Origin of the sequence: Leptolyngbya sp. Cla-17 (assembly GCF_016807185.1) — a bacterium.
Classification (GTDB): Bacteria; Cyanobacteriota; Cyanobacteriia; order Leptolyngbyales; family Leptolyngbyaceae; genus ULC077BIN1.
Genome location: NZ_JAEVYN010000004.1, coordinates 82,252 through 101,770, shown reverse-complemented (window position 1 = coordinate 101,770; position 19,519 = coordinate 82,252). Strand labels below are relative to the sequence as shown.

The window sequence follows — 19,519 nt, the reverse complement described above, 5'->3', positions numbered from 1 at the left end:
TTCTACATCGCACCGCTATCCTTACCCCTAGATGAAGAGTGTGCAGATTAGAAGTGTAAATAAAACGACCCCAAAAGAGAGAGTTGCACTTTGCAACGGCGATCTGGCGTTTCACCCTCTAAACTTTGTAAAACAAGTCGTCAATCTATCTATGCATCAAAACGGAGTAAGTGCGACGAGTTTTGATACACGGGGGTAAGTAGCAGCGCGACGTAGAGGCAGAGTGTTAGAGGATTAGCGTAATCCTCCGCAGTTAAGTAAATCTGGTTTCCAGTCGCCCATTAAATTAAAGTTGCTTCTCCACGTATGATGAGCAGAGTCTTGAGCAGCTTGAACAATGACGAAAGATCTATCTACTACTGGGGACTACAACGCCCTTCTACGGGATTTAAAGGAGCGAATTCGCACGGCGCAAGTACGAGCAGCGTTGGCGGTCAATCGGGAGTTGGTATTACTCTACTGGCAAATCGGACGGGAAATTTTGACCCGGCAGCAGCAGCAGGGCTGGGGAGCAAAGGTGATTGATCGGTTGGCGAAAGACTTGCAAAAGGAATTCCCGGAGATGAAGGGTTTTTCGCCGCGCAACCTCAAGTACATGAGATCGTTCGCCGAAGCCTACCCAGAGGATGCAATTGTGCAAGGGGTGCTTGCACAAATTACTTGGTATCACAACGTTGCCCTGTTGGAGAAGCTAAAGCCAGTCAACGAGCGGCTATGGTATGCCCAGAAGTCAGTGGAACATGGCTGGAGCCGAAACATTTTGGTGTATCAGATCGAAAGCCAGCTTTACCAGCGCCAGGGAGGAGCAACCACCAACTTCGAGCGTGCTCTCCCCGCCCCTCAATCGGATCTGGCTCAACAACTGATCAAAGACCCCTATCATTTTGATTTCCTTAGTTTAGGGGCGGAGGCACAAGAGCGAGATTTAGAAAGCGCCTTGGTGAGCCACATCCGAGAATTTTTGCTGGAACTGGGGGTAGGGTTTGCCTTTGTGGGTAGCCAGTATCGCTTGATTGTGGGTGGAGAGGATTTTTACATTGATCTGTTGTTCTACCATCTTCGTCTGCGTTGCTATGTGGTGATCGACCTGAAGATGACCGAGTTTAAACCAGAGTTTTCTGGCAAGATGAATTTTTACGTGTCGGCAGTGGATGACTTGCTGCGTCACTCTGACGATCAACCGACGATCGGAATTATTTTATGCAAGTCGAAGAACAAAGCCGTGGCGGAGTATGCGCTGCGGGACGTGAACAAGCCGATTGGAGTGTCAACGCATCAACTTGCGGGTGCATTACCTAAGCCATTGCAGGAGAGCCTACCGACGATTGAGCAGTTGGAGATGGAGTTAAATACGGTTGTGGCGACGGTTAAGAGTAGGGATATAGAGGGAACCGAAGAGGTCACGGAATAAAGCAGGAAATGACGACAGTCTCTTTCAAACTGTCCTGCATCGCGCCTTTCGGGGCGAGCTGTAGAAAACCAAAATGTTAGAGTTGAAGCGGTCGAGATTATAGAGACTGGGCAATGGCACAAATCACAATCACCGTACCTGATGAACTCTCGGAACAATTGCAACAGTTGGGCGACAGATTGCCAGAACTGCTACAACTCAGTTTGCAACAGCCAGCCTTACCTGCCCACATCTATCACTACATCCTCAACTTTCTTGCCAGCAATCCCACCCCAAAAGAAATTGCCAATTTCCGCCCCACCGCTGAAATGCAAGAGCGCCTGCAAACCCTAATCAGCCGTAGTCATGCAGAGATTTTCACCCCTGCTGAGCAAGCCGAACTCAATGAATATGAACGGATTGAACATCTAGTCATCCTAATTAAGTCGGGTTCCCTCCCCTATCTTGCCGCCTCCGCATGACCTACATCCCAGCCCAACTTCGTCGTCTGGTAGAAGAACGGGCAGGCGATCGCTGCGAATATTGCTTGCTACCTGCCCAACTATCTTTCTTTCCCCACGAAGTCGATCACGTCGTCCCCGAAAAACACAACGGCAAAACGGAAGCCGATAACCTTGCTCTAGCCTGCTGGCGCTGCAACCGTCATAAAGGCACTGATCTTGGCTCTTTTGACCCAGAAACTAACCACTTTAGCTTTCTCTTCAACCCCCGAACTCAACTCTGGACAGAGCACTTTCAACTCCAAAGTTTTCAGATCATCGGCGTTTCTCCAGTAGGACGAACAACTGCCTTTCTACTTCAACTCAACACCTTAGAGCGCATCGCCGAACGTCAGCGTTTCCTACCCCAGTAGAAAACTTTGAAAGTTGCTCTAATTGCTTGGTTTTGCCAGCGATCCGTCAACCTGTCGATCAACAGGCAAAGCATTTATTTCAAACGATTCTGCATCGTGCCTTTTGAGACGAGTTGTAGCTTCATCCTCTGTTAACACTCTCCGGATTGGGGCATCCTAAACCAGAAGGGTTAAAAAAGGCTTCTTGAGGTTGCACTATGCCTATGCGAAGAGCAGATCGACGCGATAATTCCGATGACAATTCTATTCACAATCCCACCTCCCGGCAATCCGAGCCAACCCCACCCCATGAACTTCGGAGTCTTTTGCTCAAAGCTCGCAGCGACCGGGATGAACTCCGCCAGAGCAATCAGACACTTGAACAAGAAGCCCAACAGAACCACCAACTTTATTTAGAAGCACAGCAAAAGCACCAATCCGCCCTCACCCTATATCAGGAAGAACAGCACCGATATCGCTCTACCCTTACCCTGTATCAGGAATCCCACACTCAAGCACAGACTTACCTCACCCTCTACAACCAAGAGCAATCCCGAACGATCGAGCTATCAGCAAAATATGAAACCGCTGACGCAGAACGCCAGCATTACCTCACTCTCTATACTCAGGTTCAAGACGACCTCAAATTTGAACGACGCTCTAAGGCAGGCATTAAAGGCTGGGAAACTCGCCGCAAGCGAGAAAATGAACGCTTAAAGCAAGAAATTGGCGAAATGAGCCTGATGCTCCGCGACTCGATGAACCGAGAAGAAGGCGCATTGACCAACCTAGACGCGATCGCTACCCGCATGGATCGCATTCAGTCACTCATCAATTCAGTGGACGAAGAACCAACCAATAATCCACTAGGATTACTGCAAAAATTTAAACGCATCTGGCAAACAGTCAAAGATATTCTTGCGGAGTAGAGCAGCACCATGAGCAATGATTCAGATACTATCCGCCCCACCGTTGTCACCTCGGCTTTGGGCGATCGTATTCGCAATCTAACCAGCCAACTCCGGCAAGAACGCGATGTGCAGATTAAAGCCACCTCCCGAATTCTGGGGGCTGCTGCCCAAATTGCTGTCAATCACGATCGCCTGATCGACCAAGTAGTTGAAATGGTTGAGGACGATCTTGACCAGCAAACCCAACTAAAACCGTCTGCACCTCGCACGGGCGAACAACTCAAGCAACAGTTCAAATCGCTCAAGGATGCTAAAGCCCACTTCAATCTAAAAGCCAATAGTTGGGATGCTCTCGCTGCCAAACTAAACGAAGCCTCCATAGACTCCTCCCCAAAAGCTGCCAACGCTCAAGATTCTATGGTTCAACGACTAGCGGCGATCGAGCAAGAAATTCAACTCCTTCGAGGCGATATGAATCAAGTTCTAAACCTGCTAAGTCTGCTTGTGGAAAAGCTACCTTAAGAAAGCATTCTCACCCAACTAAAGCAATAGAGGAAAGGGAACTCAAGCTGAAAAGAAGTCCATCAGCGCCTTCGTTGCCTCATCTCGATCGATGTCCAGGTAACGGGCTAAGTTGCCAATATCCTGATGTCCCGAAATTTGCTGTAAGGTTCGGAGTGAGTGCCCCGCCCGATAGAGATGCGTCAGCAGTGATCGGCGGAAGCTGTGGGTACTCACTCCCTTAAACCCCAAGTAATCACAAGCACTTCTCAGCGCCAAATCAACTGCCTGCGTCGTAACGTGCCCCTTAAACTTGCCAGGGAAGAGATAACCCGTTGCAGGTAGAACAGTGGTTATTAATGCTTTTGCAAGTGGAGGCGCGATCGCGATCGTGCGAGTCACATCCGTTTTGGTATTCTTTGCTCGAAATACAATTTCACCATTCACCACATCTTCTGCCCGTAACGCGCATACCTCACCCAGTCGTGAGGCAGTGTAGTAACAAATTTGAGTAATTAGCCTGTGCGGTTGCTCCAACTCACTCCACAATTCGTCTAGCTGTCCCGGACTCAAAACTGCTGCTTGACCATTCCTACTAACTTTTGGCATTGCTCAATTAACTAACCTCGTTTTTTAATAAATGTGCAGGATTGCACATTTATCGGTTTAGGAGTTGCTTAACCAATTAGCGTTTAATCCTTACTTGGTATTCCAACAGAATACCAAGTAGAAAAGCCATTCTTAACGGCGCATTCATGACATCGAAAAGGATAGTTAAGCAGAGCTTATCAGTCACTTCATCTCGTCAACGGCTGAAACCCCTATACTTACGTTGATTGATAAGTTTTTCTAAATTCGTTGTCTTTGCAAACATCATTATTGAAGATTTGCTGAGACAGTTTGAAATTGTTGCAGCAAAATTGTTCGCAAGCGTTTCAATAGCTGGCAACATGGCAAAATTGATGGTGATACACGAACGCCGCATGATTAGGGCAAGAGCATAAAGTTATGAGGCTGGTTGGATGATCATTGTTGTCCTAAGTTTTAAGGGTGGCGTGGCTAAAACGATTACGGCAATTCATATTGCTGAATCATTAAGTAAACATCGAGGACGACGCGTAGTGCTAGGCGATGGCGACGCAATCCGCACTGCCCTAAATTGGTATAAGCGGGGTCTTGCCGCTAATCACAACGTTGGCTTCACTGTTTTCGATGGTGATGAGCAACCGCCCGATGGCTTTACCGACCTGGTGATCGACACGCCGGGAAACCCCAACGAAGTCGAACTGACGCAACTTGCCAATGCCGCAGACTTTTTGATTATTCCCACATCCTGTTCCCCCGCAGCGATTGAAGCAACAATTCAAACGTTGACCCAGTTCAATGAACTTACTCCTGATCGCTACCGGGTGCTACTGTCCCTTGTGCCACCTCGCCCCTCCCGTAGAGGCGAGCGAGTACAGCAAGCATTAGTGCAGGCGAGTATCCCCACTTTCACTCAAGCAATTCAGCGCCGTGATTGCTATCTAGATGCAGAATTGTCAGGCTGTACCGTCTCCATGCTGTCTGGCAAAGCGGCGGCTGGTGCGGCAGCGGAGTGGGAATCAGTTGGTGCTGAACTGTGGAAGCTTACAAAATCATTCAGGTAGCCATGAGTCTTAATGACCTGATCAAAACTGCTCAAAGCAATACCAAGCGCGGTATTGCTGCGCCTAATAACAATGCCGTGATGTCGCTGGAGGCAATCAAACCACGAGACGCTGATACCCGTCCCCTCAATTCGGCTCACGTTGAGGCTTTAGCTGAGTCAATTGCAGCGTTGGGGCTGATCGAACCGTTGGCGGTAGATAAGCAAGGTCGGTTGCTGGCAGGTGGACATCGATTAGCCGCAATTTCTCAACTGAAAGAGATTGATTTAGAAACCTTCAATCAACATTTTGCCGCTGGAGTACCTGTGCGAGTCATGGAGTTCGACGCACAAAGAGAACCATCTCGCGCTTTAGAAGTTGAGATCGCAGAAAATGAACAGCGACGCGACTACACCCCTGCTGAAGTCAGAGCAATCGCAGATCGATTGAGGAAAGCTGGGTACAAAGATGGAAAAGGTAGACCCAAAGCAGGTGAAAAAGCACTGGCTCCCGCTCTCCAAACAATTATTGGTAAAAGTCGCCGAACGGTGATGAGTTATCTGGCAGGAGAAGAGCCACCGAAAAATGTGCAGAGTTGCACATTTATCAAAAAGGCATTGAAAGAGTTGGAGCAATGGGAAGTGGCTGCTCCGGATTCACCGGGGGCACAAACGCTCATTAAACAACTGCCAAAATTTAAACAACTGTTGCGTGACGCGATCAGTGAATCAATTAAACCTAATTAACGCATAAAGGCATATTTTCCATTCATCCAGATAACATGTCAGCGACTCAAACTCACCTCAATCACTCCTGTTTCAGAAAATGCGGCAGTAGGCTAGCAGAGGCAGCCTTTGCGTCACTGTTTTCAGGTCAGAACACTGTATCAAAACTCATGGACGCACCTTTTTTTGAGACTTTGATTCTGAAACAGTTTTTGAGACACCCCAAGTCCGATTCTGTCGTTCATGGGCGATCGCCCATCTGAGTGTCTCTTTTGGGGTCGTTTGATTGACACTCCTTGGTTCCATTAGCCCACAAGCTTTCTAAATAAGAAGAATGCTGCACTGTCGAGTCTCAACAGTGCAGCATTCATAGCTTTCTCACCTAGCTTATCTATATCAGTGCCGGATTCATCCTATGGCACTTAAGCATTCGCTTTACGCTGAAGCTTCTTGCGACCTAGAATAGCGCTCCCTGCTGCAATTGCACCTAAAATGGTCATGGGTTCAGGAGCCGCCGCAGAGTTCTCACCAACAGAAATAGGCGTAATTTCAGGAGCCGAAGAGATTCCACTCACCAGACCACCTAAAACTTTATCGCTGCCACCTCCTGCATTTACTTGCTGGAAGCGACCAACGATATTTAAGGAGTTGTTCTTGATACCGCTCAGGAAGGAATTCTCAACCAAGCTAGCCGTTAGTCCAGTACCAGAGAATATGAAGCTGACCAAAGTAGAGTTCCCAGCGGTTAAGCCTGTTTGAGGATTGCCGCCTGCAAAGGTCCCTGGCCCGGCAGAACGAATACCGACATCAAAGGTGCCAAAGGGGTTTAGAGCTGCCTCACCTACGACCGACTGATTCAAGCTGGAGTCGCCATAAAGCTTAGTAAACGCACTGCCTGAGGCGTTGTAGCTAAAGCCTTTGATTAAAGCAGGTAGATCAAATCCAACGCCAACTAGAGTTGAGGCTGTAGCACCCAACCCAGTGGACCCATTGGTTGTGTTTTGGAAGCCCAGGTTGAGCTTGACGTTAGAGCCATCTTGGACAAAGTTGAAGTCAAGCAAAGCAGTAGAGCCAGTGTTCTCGGTACTGCCTTGGGAGGGGTCGAGTGAAATGGTAAAGGCTTCGGCTGGATTGATAGCGGCAACGGATGAAACGAGAGCCACACCAATCGCGAGAGCAGAAAGGGATAGGGAGGAGAGAGTGCGGTTCATAGCTTAGTCCTAGATAAGTGGCGAGTTCAGGTGTCTTAGGCTGCAAAAGATGCTTATGTAGCCTAAGCTACCCAAATGAACGGCTCTTGTCCTCGGTTAAATAACTGAAAGGGGACTATCTTCAATTAAGCCTGCTATTGAATGAAGAGCTGGAAAAACACGTAGAAGGCAGTGAACGTGGCACTAGCAACTAAGGGTTTGCACTTGGAGGGGGTGTCATTAGTTATTGATGCTGACTTGAAAATCCCCCAACACAGCGATTAGAGCGTACGAATGGGATTGTTCGACAACAAACAGGAAGATGGCATCGACGACAGAACCAGTTTGGCGAGGTGTGTGGACAGACGAAAGTGACCACTCGGTTAGTCGTAAGCGACTTCAATTGGATTTGGCGGCACAGTCGCTTCAACTCCACCACCGCACAACGGGTAGGATTCGCCTCTCGTCCTTGGACTTGGCACAAGCTAGCAGCTTATCTCGCATTGTCCTGACGCACTACCGAAAGTAGGAGCATTTTGCATCATTCAAGGGAACTTTAAGCTTGGCAACTTCAAATTCTCCTTAAGCGAACCTCCCTATGCTGTCATCGCACGACGCTATTTCGCCCTTAACTCAGGAAGGGTTACTTCACCGCATTGCGAACCGGGTGCGCCAATCCTTGGAACTTGAGAGTATCTTAAGTACTACAGCAGCAGAGGTTCGAGCCTACCTGGGAACAGATCGAGTCAAGATCTACCAATTCTACCCGGATGGTCATGGGGTCGTTGTAGCAGAATCACTTCAAGCAGATCGCTTACCGTCTCTTCTAGGACTTCACTTTCCCGCAGACGACATTCCTCGTTATGCCCGTGAACTGTTTGTGCGTGCCCGTCAGCGATCGATCGTCGATCTAGGCAATCATACGATTGGGATTAGCCCACTCAACTGCCCAGAAACCGGAGAAGCCCTCAACACAGGTGATATTCGGTATCGTCCAGTTGACCCTTGCCACCAGGAATACCTGACAGCAATGGGAGTCAAATCCTCAATCGTTGTGCCAATTGTGCTCGAAGGGGAAGCCTCCGGGTTTTACGATCCTCCCTCCCTCCAGTCTGCCAACCATCTTTGGGGGCTTCTAGTCTCCCATCACGCTGAACCTCGTAGCGTGACGGAAGCGGAGTTGCAGTTCATCCAGGCAGTGGTGGATCAAGTAGCGGTTGCCATTGCGCAATCGGTTTTGCTAGAGCAGGTGCGATCTCAGGCACGCCGCGAAGCCAATATGAACCAGGTTACGGCACGACTGCAAATGTCGCCGACTGTCGATTGGCAAGAGGCGCTGGAATTAGCCTCGCACACCCTGAGTGCAGGCGGCAGGTTGTATCTAGCTTCAGAGACTGATTCACCTAAAGAAATTTATACCTGTGGGGAGCAACCCGCACTCATTGATCCCACCCAAGAGCGCTCGATTGAAGAGAATCTAGTGTGGCAAAAATACTTGCACTCTGTCCTAAATCATTCTGTAGATGAAACGGGGCGTACTCCCTGGTCACCTGAGTGGATGCGAGCGGTGTACGAACTAGTAGAACCGTCTCAGAGCTTCAAGCCTGGCGCTTCATCCTGGGCAGTCGATGATCTTTACCAAGAACCGCTATTTCGCACCCTCGCACCCTTCTTTGATGGCACAAACATTCGCAGTGCTCTGATTATTCCCCTCAAGCATGGGACTCAAATCATGGGGTGCTTAACCTTCTTCCGTCGCGAAATTGATACCGAGATTGAGTGGGGTGGCTATCACAACCCGGATACGCGTCAGTTAATGCCCCGTCAATCCTTTGAAGTGTGGCGGCAGATCAAGAAAGGGCAGGCGCAGCGTTGGACAGAAGAAGAGATCAAATATGCTCAAGCTCTAGGGGAACGCTTTGCGGCGACCGTGAAACAATATCGGCTGTATCAGCAGGTACAATCGCTCAATGCCAGCCTGGAACGGCAGGTGGAAGAGCGTACGGAAGCACTGAAACAGCAATCTGAGCAACTTCAGCAGTCCAACACCGAGTTAGAACGGGTCGTGGAACGGCAGATGACGCTGTCTCGAATCGTTGCCAAAATTCGTGAATCCTTAGACATTGACACCATCTTTCAAATTGCCACTCAGTCGCTGAGCCACGTTGTCACAGCAGAACGGGTTGCTATCTACCGCTTTAATGCGGATTGGGGTGGAGCCTTTATCGGCAACTATGAAGCGGTCACGCCTGAGTGGCAGAACAATGGTCAGCTTGGAGTGAATACCGTTTGGAACGATACTCACTTACAGGAGACTCAAGGTGGACGCTACCGCACGGGTGACAGCTCAATCGTGCATGACATTTACCAGCAGGGCTATGCTCAGTGTCATGTGGAGATCCTGGAGCAGTTTCAGGTGAAGGCATTCATGGTGATGCCCATCTTTGTCGGTCAAGCGCTTTGGGGTTTGCTGGGTGTGTACCAACATTCTGCGCCGCGTCACTGGAAACCCTCTGAAATTGAGTTTGTCAGTCAGATTGCAGCGCAACTGGGAGTCGCTCTACAACATGCAGAGCTACTGGTTCAAACCCGACAGAAAACTGAACAGTTGGCACAAACGTTGAATGACTTGAAACAAACGCAAGTTCAGTTATTCCACAGTGAGAAGATGTCCAGCCTAGGGCAGTTAGTTGCTGGGATTGCCCATGAGGTGAACAACCCCATTAACTTTATTAGTGGCAATCTGGCTCATATCCAGGAGTATATTCAAACTTTATTTGAGTTGGTTCGGGCGTATCAACAACATACTTCAGCCCCGTCGCCGGATTTACTACAGCTTTTGGAGGACAGTGATTTTGCTTACATTGAAGCAGATTTCCCCAAACTATGTGCATCAATGAAAATGGGGACTGAGCGAATTGGAGAAATCGTTGAATCGTTGCGCAACTTCTCACGAGTGGATGAAGCGGCGGTCAAAGCGGTAGACCTGCATGAAGGATTGGAAAGTACGCTCCTGATCTTGCAGCATCGTTTGAAATTAGTTTCTGGAAAGCCGATTGAGATTGAACAACACTATGAAGAATTGCCTCCAGTTCATTGCCATGCAGGACAGCTCAATCAGGTATTTATGAATTTGATTGGCAATGCGATCGATGAATTAGAAACCACTGCCACAGGCCATACATCATCCAAAACCGTCACTATCTCGACTCGCTGTGTCAATGCTGACTGGGTAGAAGTCTCGATCAAAGATAATGGTCGAGGCATTACACCGGAGATTCAAGCCAAGCTGTTTGACCCGTTCTTCACTACTAAACCCATAGGGAAAGGAACCGGACTGGGCTTATTTATCAGCTATCAGATTGTTGAAAAACACGGAGGTCAATTAGTCTGCCACTCTCAACCGGGTCAGGGCACAGAGTTTGTGATTACATTACCTGTTCAGTGAGAAGCAACGGCGTACTTAGTAGGACGAGGTGACGGACAAAACTACCCTGTTTCCGAAATCTTCATGATTTTGACTGAGAATAGGCGTTTCGATTGTATCGCTATAAGCTTCAACTCATGAATTTTCAGCTGTGCCGACCAACATCTTTTCGTTCCTGCAACTCAGTCTTACAGGAATCTGAATCACAAATTCAGTCCCCTTGCCAAGGGTAGAGCAACAGCTGAAGTTGCCGCCATGTTTCTCGGTGATGATTTGATAGCTAATGGACATGCCCATACCCGTGCCCTTCCCAATGGGCTTGGTGGTAAAAAATGGATCAAAAATGTGTTGATGGGTCTCCTCTGACATTCCAGGACCATTGTCAGCGATCGCAATTTCTACCCACTCGGCATCAATCACTGCGGTACGAATTGTAATCTGATTAGGATTAGCTTCTATCGCTTGATAGGTGCGGTTGATATTACTTTCTTCTAAAGCATCAAGCGCATTGACTAAGATATTCATGAACACCTGGTTCATCTGCCCAGGGTGGCACTCCACCAGCGGCAGGTCGCCATAAGCCCGAATCAGCGTGGTCGGTGGACAATTCACTTTGGCTTTCAAGCGATGCTGCAAAATCAGGAGCGTGCTTTCAATGCCTTCGTGAATATCCACCTCTTTCACCTGCGCTTCATCCAGCCGTGAGAAGTTCCGCAACGACGTGACAATCCCTCGAATGCGCTCCGTTCCAACTTGCATCGATGTCAGTAGCTTCAGGACATCTTCATTCAGAAACTCCAAATCAATCTCGTCCATCTTGTCTCGAATGGCTGGAGTAGAGTCTGGAAATTCAGTTTGATAGAGTTGCAGCAGTTCCAGGAGATTTTGAGTGTATTCATTGATGTGAGTCACGTTGCCATGAATGAAGTTCACAGGGTTATTAATTTCATGCGCGACTCCAGCCACCAACTGTCCTAAACTCGACATTTTTTCGGCTTGAATCATCTGAGTTTGAGTGCGTTGCAGTTCTTGCAGCGTCTCCTTCAGATCCGCTGTTCGTTCTTCCACCCGATGCTCTAGCTGCTCGTTGGTTTGTTCTAATTGGGTAAATGAGCCGCGTAGCTGCTGCGTCATTCGATTAAATGAACGAGCTAGCACATTTAGCTCTCGCACATTTGAGAGTTCGACGTTTTGATCGAGTGCCCCATCCGCCATCGCCTCAGAGGATTGGCTTAAACGTCTAAGGGGCTGAGCAATTAATTGTGCCGTGTAGATCCCTAAAATGGTTGCAACCACCAGTGCCGCTAGACAAAGCAACATAGTCGTGCGCGTGTTGGCGTCAATTTCTGCTGTGAAGTCGGACTCCGGCACCACCACAACACTGAACCAGTCAATGCCCTGCTCGTCTCGAATGGGTGAAATCTGCACAAACTGGCGATCGCCATCTACCACAACATCAAGCTGTTGGCTCTGATTGATGCGGCTGAAATCACCAAAGCGCTCAAGCACAGCTGTGGCTGTGGCACGAATGACAAGATTTTCAATGGCTGTCGCTGGAATTTGCTCTAATTCCTCGTCCTGAATCTTGTAAGGTTGCTCAATCAGCGAGCTAGCAATTAACTGTCCAGAGCGATCCACAATAAACGTTTGTCCAGTCAGTCCGACCTTGACGCTTTTCAAAAACTCGTGAATCCGTGAAAGGCGAAAATTACTATTTTGCACACCCAAAAGGTTGCCGATTTCGCCGTAAATCGGTTGCGACAGAGAAATTGTCACTTTTCCTGAAGCCCCGACAAAGATTTTGCTCCAGCTTGGCTCACCCGCTTGTAATGCCGCCTTGTACCAGGGTCGAGTCCGTGGGTCAAACTTTTTAGTTTCCAGCAATTCAGCTCGGTTCCCCTGGTCATCCAGGCGGTAAGTCTGGCGATTGGGTAGACTGGTGACAACACGAGCCTCGATCGAGCCATTCTCTACCCTTTCAACCGTCACGCTAGTTCCCTGAGGCGTGGCGGTTTGGAGAAAGCCCACGGTGTTTTGGTTCACCAACCGCCAGGAGAAATGCTCTAAGGCTTTAATATCTTTGATGTCAATTTGTCCTTCCGAAATTCCAGCCGCAATTGTTTGATTAGTGAGGTAGGGCTTTTCTAGATAAAAGAGAATCTGCTGATTAATCCGATCGCTGGTTTCACTGCGGAGTTGAGAGACCACAGTGTTGATCGATTTTTGACTATTACGAATACCCAGATAACCCGTCAAGCCCACCGCTACAAAAATTTGCATTACGAACGGCACAACCAGAATCAGGCGCAGTGGCATCTGCCCAGTCACCGACCATCGGCTTACAGTTTTTAATAACATGGTTAGAAGGGTTACTCACAGGTTACTTAGCGGGTTAACTTAAAATTTCCTACGATCAATTAATAATCTCAACAATTGCCCCTGACTATGCTAGGTCAGTCAGTCTGAATCTGGACAATCCTTGCAATGTGGAAAGTTTGAGCAGGCTTCCTTGAGAAGAGCATCTCAATTTGTCCTATCGAAGTAGCTAGAGGGCTTATGGATGGAGTTTATTGGCTGCACCACTGCCATACCTAAACTCCAGCCTAAAGGTTGTTTGTCCATCGCCACTGCAAACGTGAATCTGACCACCCAAACGTTCGGTGAGTTTTTTTACCAGGGCTAACCCCAGCCCAGTGCCGCCATGCTTCCAGGGATCACTGCTAGGAATACGGTAGAATTTGTCGAAGATGCGATCGCATTCTGCGGCTGGAATTTCGACCCCCGTATTGCTGACGAAAATCTCCAGGATTCCTGAAGCCGATTGAGCAGACACGGTAATTGTTTCTCCAGCAGGGGTGTATTTGCAGGCATTGTGCAGGAGTTCGGTTAAAATGCGTTCCAGATAAGGCAAATCGGTGCTGAAGTCTGGCAGATGATCAGGAATGTGAATAGCTAAGTGCTGCTGTTGTTGGCGAGTGCGTTCGCTAAAAGCTTCTGCCAGGTGAGGAATGTAGTACTGAAGCGCAATGGTGGTGAGGGTGAGAGGCTCCGTCCCAGCGTCAAGTCGGGCCATATCAAGCAAATCATTGATTAAAGTAATCTCGCGGTTTGCTTCTTCTCGCAGGATGTTGAAATAGCAATGGATCGGGTTGGCTTTATCTTCCAAGACACCCAGCGGCTCCAAACTAATTTCTAGCATTTGGATTGCCATTTTAATGCTGGACATGGGAGAACGCAATTCATGGGAAGCGGTGCTGAGGAAGTCATCTTTCAGTTGGTTAAACCGTTCCAGCTCTTGTACCTGTGTCTGAGCCGCTTGATACAAACGTGACTGCCGCAGGGAGATCGCGCATTGGGTTGCCACCTGCTGCACCAGGCGCACTTCCAGATCATCAAACGTCTCACCGGATGGTTTGAACAACCACATATCTCCCAGGACTCCCTGGTCATCCATAATCGGAGTTGCCAGGGTGGTCAGCAACTGTTGTCTAGGGTTCAGTGGGTGCGGCGCAATGTCGCTGAAATAGCAGGTCAGACCACTGAGCAATTGAGGGTAAACCTCAACATGGGACCCATTGGGGATCGCAAAGGTAGAGCCTTGAGCGGGAGTGAGGGTATTGGTGCATTCATAGGCGATCGTAGACGTGGTTTGTTCCGCGTTATAGATGCCTGTATCGCAAGCCGCAACTGGCAATCCTTGAGCCAATTCTTCCACAGCAGCTTGCAAAATGTGGGCTTCATCCAGGCTATCGCGGACCCGATCCGTAATCCGCTTGAGCAGCGCCTCAAAGTCTAAAGCTTGTCGGAGTTGTGCTGTGCGTTCCTGCACCTGCACTTCCAGTCCTGTGTTGAGGGTTTGCACCTGCTGATACAATTCTGCTTGCTGAATGGCGATCGCAAGTTGCGTTGCCAGTTGTCGTTGCAATTCAATTTCTGATGTCTCCCATTGCCGGGGTGATTGACAATGATGGGCAATTAACAATCCCCACAGGCGATTGTCATACAGGATGGGAACTACCAGTTTCGCCCGTACCTGCAATTGCTCTAACAGTGCTAAATGGCAAGGCTCTAGGTTCGCTCTATAAATATCATTAGTTACCTTAATGCTGCCCGGCTCATAGGCTTCTCCCTGGATGTTCACAAAATAGGTATCAGTGATTTGCATGCCCAGGATAGATTGCCATCCCTCTACTACCGATTCCGCAATAATGCTACCGCTCCAGTCAGAGCCAAACTGATAGATCAACACCCGATCGGTTTGCAGGAATTGCCGCACCTCGGTCACGGTGGTTTCGAGGATGTGGCTTAAATCAAGCGTTTGTCGAATATTTTGGGTGACCACCATCAGCAATCGTTGCCGCATTGCCTGCTGATGCAGGGCAGCCTGGGTTTGCTTCTGAACCGTGATATCGGTTGACACGCCCAAGAGTTGTTTGGGCAACCCATCCACTGTCCGGTTGAAAATCCGCTGGCGGCTGAGCAACCAGCGATAGTCCCCATCTTTGTGTAATACCCGATATTCCGTTTCCACAAATTCGTCATCCTGAGCCATCAAAAGACGTTGATAACTGGCTAGCAGATGGTGCATGTCGTCTGGATGGATCAGCAGCGTCAGGAGATCGTTGTCCATCAGCCGGATCTCGTCTACGGAATAGCCCAAAACTGCTTCAATCTGTTGATTGCAGTAGATATTGCGTTGCTCAATCAGGTCATACACATACAGAATTGCCAGGGTAGAGTCAGCTATCTGCTCTGTAAGCTGCTGCTGCTGCCGCAATGCAGCTTCGGCAGCTTTGCGCTCCGTCACATCCCTGGAGATACAAAGCAGTGACTCGATCGCGTGTTGATCGGATAGCTCTGGAACGATCGCCATTTCATAGGAACGGAAACCGTCAAGCGTAGGCAGTTCAAACTCAACGAGTTGCTTTTGACCCGTTGTGATCAGAGAGCAAGCGGCGGCTTCCCAGGTATTGACCATACCCTCATCCATGCCCAATTCGCGGCAGGTTTTGCCCAACAAGGCATCTGTGGCAATGCCAGTAATTTTGGTGAGGGCTGAGTTGACATAGAGATGTCGCAGTTGCGGATCAAACCGTTCAATAATATCGGGAGAATTTTCCACCAGGGTTTGGTATTGTTTTTGCGACCGGTCCAGTGCAGCTTCGGCAGCTTTGCGATCGTCAATCATCATCCAACACCCTACGATTTCAAGCGGCTCTCCCTCAAGATTCCGGATCAGCCTCAGATCGTCTTGCACCCAACAATAGTGTCCATCGCGATGCCGAAAGCGGTATTCATGGCTATGGTGTCCTTGCTCAAACAAGCGAGGCAGTCCAGCGGAGAGCCTCAGCGCATCGTCGGGATGCAGATGCTCAGCCCAAAAGTCTGACCCTCCCGAGAAATCAGTTGGGGCGTAGCCAAACATCCGGGTCACGTTTTCGCTGATGTAGGTACAGGCAAAATTTCCCTCTGCTTCGCAAGAGTAAACCACACCAGGGCTGGCAGCGAGGAGAAATTGCATCCGCTCCTGCAATGCCTGATTGGCAAGTTCTGCCCGTTTAAGTTGGGTCAAATCCTGGACATTGATCACTACACCGGAAATCGTGCCATCCAGTTCTCGATAAGGGGCATAGGTGGCTCTGATAAAGCGCCGCTGACCATCGGGATAGTCCAGCCATAACTCCGCAATATGCCCAGTCGCCCCGGCAAGTCCGCGATCGAGGTTCGGCTTGGAGATGGTCTCAAAAAATTCTTGCCCGTGTAAGGCGCTAACCGAGTGCCCCACGATTTCATCGTAGGCTTTCTGATGCCAGGTTAAATAAGACTGGTTGACGACTTGGTAGATATAGTTGCGATCCATTAAGGCCACGCAATCAGGGGTGGCGGAAACAATCCGCTCGTAGCTATACAGCATCGCTGCAAGTTGCTGCGGCTCTGGCTCAGATGCGGCACATACTGCAAACCTTTCACCCTTATATTTAGCTGTGTCAGGGTAGTTAGCTGGGCTGAGTTTGCTTTGACATCTCTTCGTTAAAGCCAACGAATCTTGAATCGACCTGGAGAGAGACATAATGCACCGTAAGCCCTGATGTTAACAATTAGAGAGATTGATACGAACGAGTTTGAATTTGCAATCACTGTGGAACAGCTAAAGGTCTCCGTAAGCCAGTCCACACGATATACCGCTGTTTCGAGACGCTAATCAGGGTTGGAACACCTTGTCCAAGCAGCTCACATCCGTAGCGATAAGCCTCTAATCGATCGCTTGCAACAAACTGTCTTGCTAGCTGATACAGTTCCTTGCCATAGGTCACTCCATCTTGCATAGACTGATCCATGTAGAACTTGAATAGAGTGATTTGTTGTTCCGGGATCATGCGAGGAGCAGATTCTAGAGCAGTAGTAGATGAAATCGTAAGGACCGACATTTGTGTTTTCCTAGCTATAGTTGAAACAAGCAATCAGAGAGCTTTGCAGCATCATCGACCTATAGCGAACTGATGCGGCTACTGCTCTAAATCGTTTTGTCCTGATAATGCTTGTTCAAAGGGAAAAACTAATCCTGGAAACTAATTTTGGACTTTGACTGCGAGTCAATCCCCCTATAGACAGAGAATAGCAACATTTCTTTACAAATTCAACTGATCTTTGACACATTTCTTCAAAGAGCACATTGATTTTATGTTTACTGCCTGATCAGAACTTAGGGTCGTAATTTGCATCAGCGTCTGGATTGGGAACGGGGTTTGCTGTAGAGACCCTTACCAGGTTCAGCAGCAGGTCCAACTATTATGCCAGTAGAACATCTCAGTCCAGCCTATCGAATTCAGACTGGACGACTGGTTATCCGCTGTTGGAATCCAGCAGATGCACCGTTGTTATCAACCACGATCGCCCAAAGTTTAGACCATCTTAAAGTCTGGCTACCGTGGGCGCGGGAGGAACCCAAAGATTTGCAGCAGCGAGTGGGCTGGCTCAGGCAATCTCGTGGCGAGTTTGACTTGGGACAGAACTTTAACTATGGCATCTTCAATCTTGACGAAACGCAAGTGCTGGGAGCAATCGGGCTGCATACAGACAGCTACGACGATGCGCTAGAGATTGGGTACTGGATTGATGCCCATCACATCAATCACGGGTTAGCAACCGAGGCGGCAGCGGCATTGACTAAAGTTGCCTTTGAGGTGAACCAGGTGATGCGAGTAGAAATTCACTGCGCTTCAACCAACCTTGCAAGCGCAGCGGTTCCACGCAAATTGGGCTTTACTCATGAAGCAACCCTGCGGCAGCGAGAAGAAGATCATCAGGGATGCAAACGAGACTCGATGGTTTGGTCGCTGTTTGCAGAAGATTACCCAACGAGTAAAGCGGCAGCAGCCAGGGTTGAGGCATTTGACGCGATGGAGCAAAAAATTCTTTAATCTCTTCGGGTCAATTCTCCACAGCAAGCTGCTTCCGGAGAATACAGCGTCCGAAGGGTGCTGTTGAGCGGAATCGAGCCGCGAAGCGTGCGAAAGTTTATTATAATCGCCTGAAATGTAGACTGAATGAGCACTCTAGCTCTTTGGTCTTTAACTGTGATCGCTGAAAGCACTGGTTAGTAGAGGTTTGGACTACTTTTAGACGCTGTACTACTGGAAATTGGAAAACAGCTAGTACACCACCTGATTTACCCTTCATTCGTCGCCTGAAAACCGCATTCTACCGTTGCGCTTCGGCCTATGGCGCAACTAACCAACAAAATTAGCCCTGTTTTGAGTCAAACGCCGAAATCCTTTCTATATAAGGCTTTAACACCTCTATGATAAACTTTGACACGGATCGCGGCACAATGCCTATGAGGGATTTCAACTGATGCTCAAACTAAACTTTCGATTTTGGTCATCGGTTACAGTTTTAAGCTTGATGTTAGCAGCAGCAAATCTGTTCAAAATGGCACCAGCCCTCGCAAACTGTGCTGAAGTACTGGCGTCAGTGGAACAGATGCAGCCCGCAATGGAGCGTCAGTGGCAGCAGTTACAACAGCAAACCACTTATCCTTGGGGACAGGCCCGTCCATTGGGCACTCTGGTTGGCGATCGCGTTGCACTTACTCCAGCCTTTGATCGCTTAACAGGATCACAAAAGCAGCAGGTGATTGATGCAATCTTTGGCTATACGTTAACGCCCGCAGAAGAACAAGCACTCAGCGGAGCGGTACTAATTGGACCTTATACAATCTATGCCAATGATCAACGCATGATTTACCAGGCTTCTGCCTGTCATAATATGACGACGTTAACCGAGAAAGCGAGATATTCGCATTACTACAATTTTGCTGAATTCTTCACTCCTCGGTCAGAGCTAGAAGCAGAATTGCGGAATGTCGGTCGTCCTGCGTGGCGAAAGGTACGGTTCCCAATTGCAGCCGCACCAGAGCGAGCAACTCGGCTGAAATTTTGGAATGCGATCGGGTATGAACAGGCGGCAAACAACTGGTGGATTGCCTGGGTACCCGAACAGGGTTACTTTGAAGTGAATGCTCCTGTGGGTTACAGCCAATCCTTACTACAGCGTTTTTGGCAAAGTGCTCCACAACAATATCGCTACGTTGTGGTGACAGCAGATGGAACTTTTGTGCAAGAACAGACCTTCCGCTAAAATCACGGGTGCGCCTCATGAATGCAGGTCGGCGATTGCGTTCATAACGGCAAAGATGAGTGGCGGCATACGACCTTAACCCTCATATGTCACTCTAGTTAAAGTAAAATCCAGGCAAAACGCTGAAAGTCTTTCACCGACTGCTGTCTGGTATATACGCTTCATTGTCAAATGTTTTGAAATATCGGAAATAAGCTGCGTATGCTAAGACTCAAGCCGTATAGAATCTTCAGCATTTTTGATTAAATTTGCTT

At 48.7% G+C, this 19,519-nt stretch carries 15 protein-coding genes and 1 pseudogene; 11 read left to right on the top strand and 5 right to left on the bottom strand.

Annotation, left to right across the window (positions count from 1 at the left end):
- Positions 1–337 precede the first annotated feature (337 nt).
- The 5 genes from JOY44_RS27680 (at position 338) to JOY44_RS27660 (ending at position 3,676) form a co-directional block, all read left to right on the top strand.
- On the top strand, positions 338–1,411 hold the full coding sequence (locus tag JOY44_RS27680; protein ID WP_171576693.1) for a PDDEXK nuclease domain-containing protein: 1,074 nt from the start codon (positions 338–340) through the stop codon (positions 1,409–1,411).
- A 113-nt stretch (positions 1,412–1,524) separates the two neighbouring features.
- Positions 1,525–1,872, top strand: coding sequence for a hypothetical protein (locus JOY44_RS27675; RefSeq protein WP_171576692.1), 348 nt, complete (start codon positions 1,525–1,527; stop codon positions 1,870–1,872).
- Positions 1,869–2,264 carry an HNH endonuclease gene (locus JOY44_RS27670; protein ID WP_171576691.1) on the top strand — a complete coding sequence of 132 codons (396 nt, stop codon included), beginning with the start codon at positions 1,869–1,871 and terminating at the stop codon, positions 2,262–2,264. Before JOY44_RS27675 ends, JOY44_RS27670 begins: the two co-directional genes overlap by 4 nt.
- A 203-nt stretch (positions 2,265–2,467) precedes the next feature.
- Positions 2,468–3,172 (top strand): hypothetical protein, encoded by a 705-nt coding sequence (locus JOY44_RS27665; protein ID WP_242541921.1) that lies wholly within the window; start codon positions 2,468–2,470, stop codon positions 3,170–3,172.
- Positions 3,173–3,181: 9 nt separating this feature from the next.
- Positions 3,182–3,676 (top strand): hypothetical protein, encoded by a 495-nt coding sequence (locus JOY44_RS27660; protein WP_171576689.1) that lies wholly within the window; start codon positions 3,182–3,184, stop codon positions 3,674–3,676.
- Between the two features lie 42 nt (positions 3,677–3,718).
- Here the strand turns inward: JOY44_RS27660 and JOY44_RS27655 are convergent, their stop codons facing one another.
- Entirely contained in the window at positions 3,719–4,264 is a 546-nt protein-coding gene (locus tag JOY44_RS27655; RefSeq protein WP_171576688.1) for a tyrosine-type recombinase/integrase, read from the bottom strand.
- A gap of 413 nt (positions 4,265–4,677) precedes the next feature.
- Here JOY44_RS27655 and JOY44_RS27650 point away from each other — a divergent pair, with 413 nt between their 5' ends.
- Positions 4,678–5,304: a ParA family protein gene (locus tag JOY44_RS27650; RefSeq protein ID WP_171576687.1), complete on the top strand. Its 627-nt coding sequence runs from the start codon at positions 4,678–4,680 to the stop codon at positions 5,302–5,304.
- 2 nt (positions 5,305–5,306) lie between these two features.
- Entirely contained in the window at positions 5,307–6,029 is a 723-nt protein-coding gene (locus JOY44_RS27645) for a ParB/RepB/Spo0J family partition protein (RefSeq protein ID WP_171576757.1), read from the top strand.
- A gap of 401 nt (positions 6,030–6,430) precedes the next feature.
- On the opposite strand, the gene JOY44_RS27640 is transcribed toward JOY44_RS27645, so the two are convergent.
- Entirely contained in the window at positions 6,431–7,219 is a 789-nt protein-coding gene (locus JOY44_RS27640; RefSeq protein WP_171575670.1) for a hypothetical protein, read from the bottom strand.
- Positions 7,220–7,470: 251 nt separating this feature from the next.
- On the opposite strand from JOY44_RS27640, the pseudogene JOY44_RS27635 reads away from it, so the two are divergent.
- Both JOY44_RS27635 and JOY44_RS27630 read left to right on the top strand, forming a co-directional pair.
- Positions 7,471–7,710 (top strand): annotated as a pseudogene (locus JOY44_RS27635) (IS1 family transposase); the annotation flags it as partial.
- An 86-nt stretch (positions 7,711–7,796) separates the two neighbouring features.
- Positions 7,797–10,646 (top strand): GAF domain-containing protein, encoded by a 2,850-nt coding sequence (locus JOY44_RS27630; protein ID WP_171575669.1) that lies wholly within the window; start codon positions 7,797–7,799, stop codon positions 10,644–10,646.
- Between the two features lie 114 nt (positions 10,647–10,760).
- Here the strand turns inward: JOY44_RS27630 and JOY44_RS27625 are convergent, their stop codons facing one another.
- From JOY44_RS27625 to JOY44_RS27615, 3 genes are all read right to left on the bottom strand, one after another.
- Complete coding sequence (locus tag JOY44_RS27625) at positions 10,761–12,983, bottom strand: sensor histidine kinase (RefSeq protein WP_197985681.1); 2,223 nt, start codon at positions 12,981–12,983, stop codon at positions 10,761–10,763.
- Between the two features lie 196 nt (positions 12,984–13,179).
- On the bottom strand, positions 13,180–16,695 hold the full coding sequence (locus tag JOY44_RS27620; RefSeq protein ID WP_207211233.1) for a PAS domain S-box protein: 3,516 nt from the start codon (positions 16,693–16,695) through the stop codon (positions 13,180–13,182).
- A 64-nt stretch (positions 16,696–16,759) separates the two neighbouring features.
- Positions 16,760–17,053, bottom strand: coding sequence for a hypothetical protein (locus tag JOY44_RS27615; protein WP_171576685.1), 294 nt, complete (start codon positions 17,051–17,053; stop codon positions 16,760–16,762).
- Between the two features lie 363 nt (positions 17,054–17,416).
- Between JOY44_RS27615 and JOY44_RS27610 the strand changes: the two genes are divergently transcribed.
- The gene (locus tag JOY44_RS27610) at positions 17,417–18,046 is read left to right on the top strand and encodes a GNAT family N-acetyltransferase (RefSeq protein ID WP_171576684.1); all 630 of its coding nucleotides are present in this window, start codon (positions 17,417–17,419) and stop codon (positions 18,044–18,046) included.
- Positions 18,047–18,479: 433 nt separating this feature from the next.
- Positions 18,480–19,265, top strand: a complete 786-nt coding sequence (locus JOY44_RS27605; RefSeq protein ID WP_203032199.1) for a hypothetical protein — start codon at positions 18,480–18,482, stop codon at positions 19,263–19,265.
- Positions 19,266–19,519: the final 254 nt, after the last annotated feature.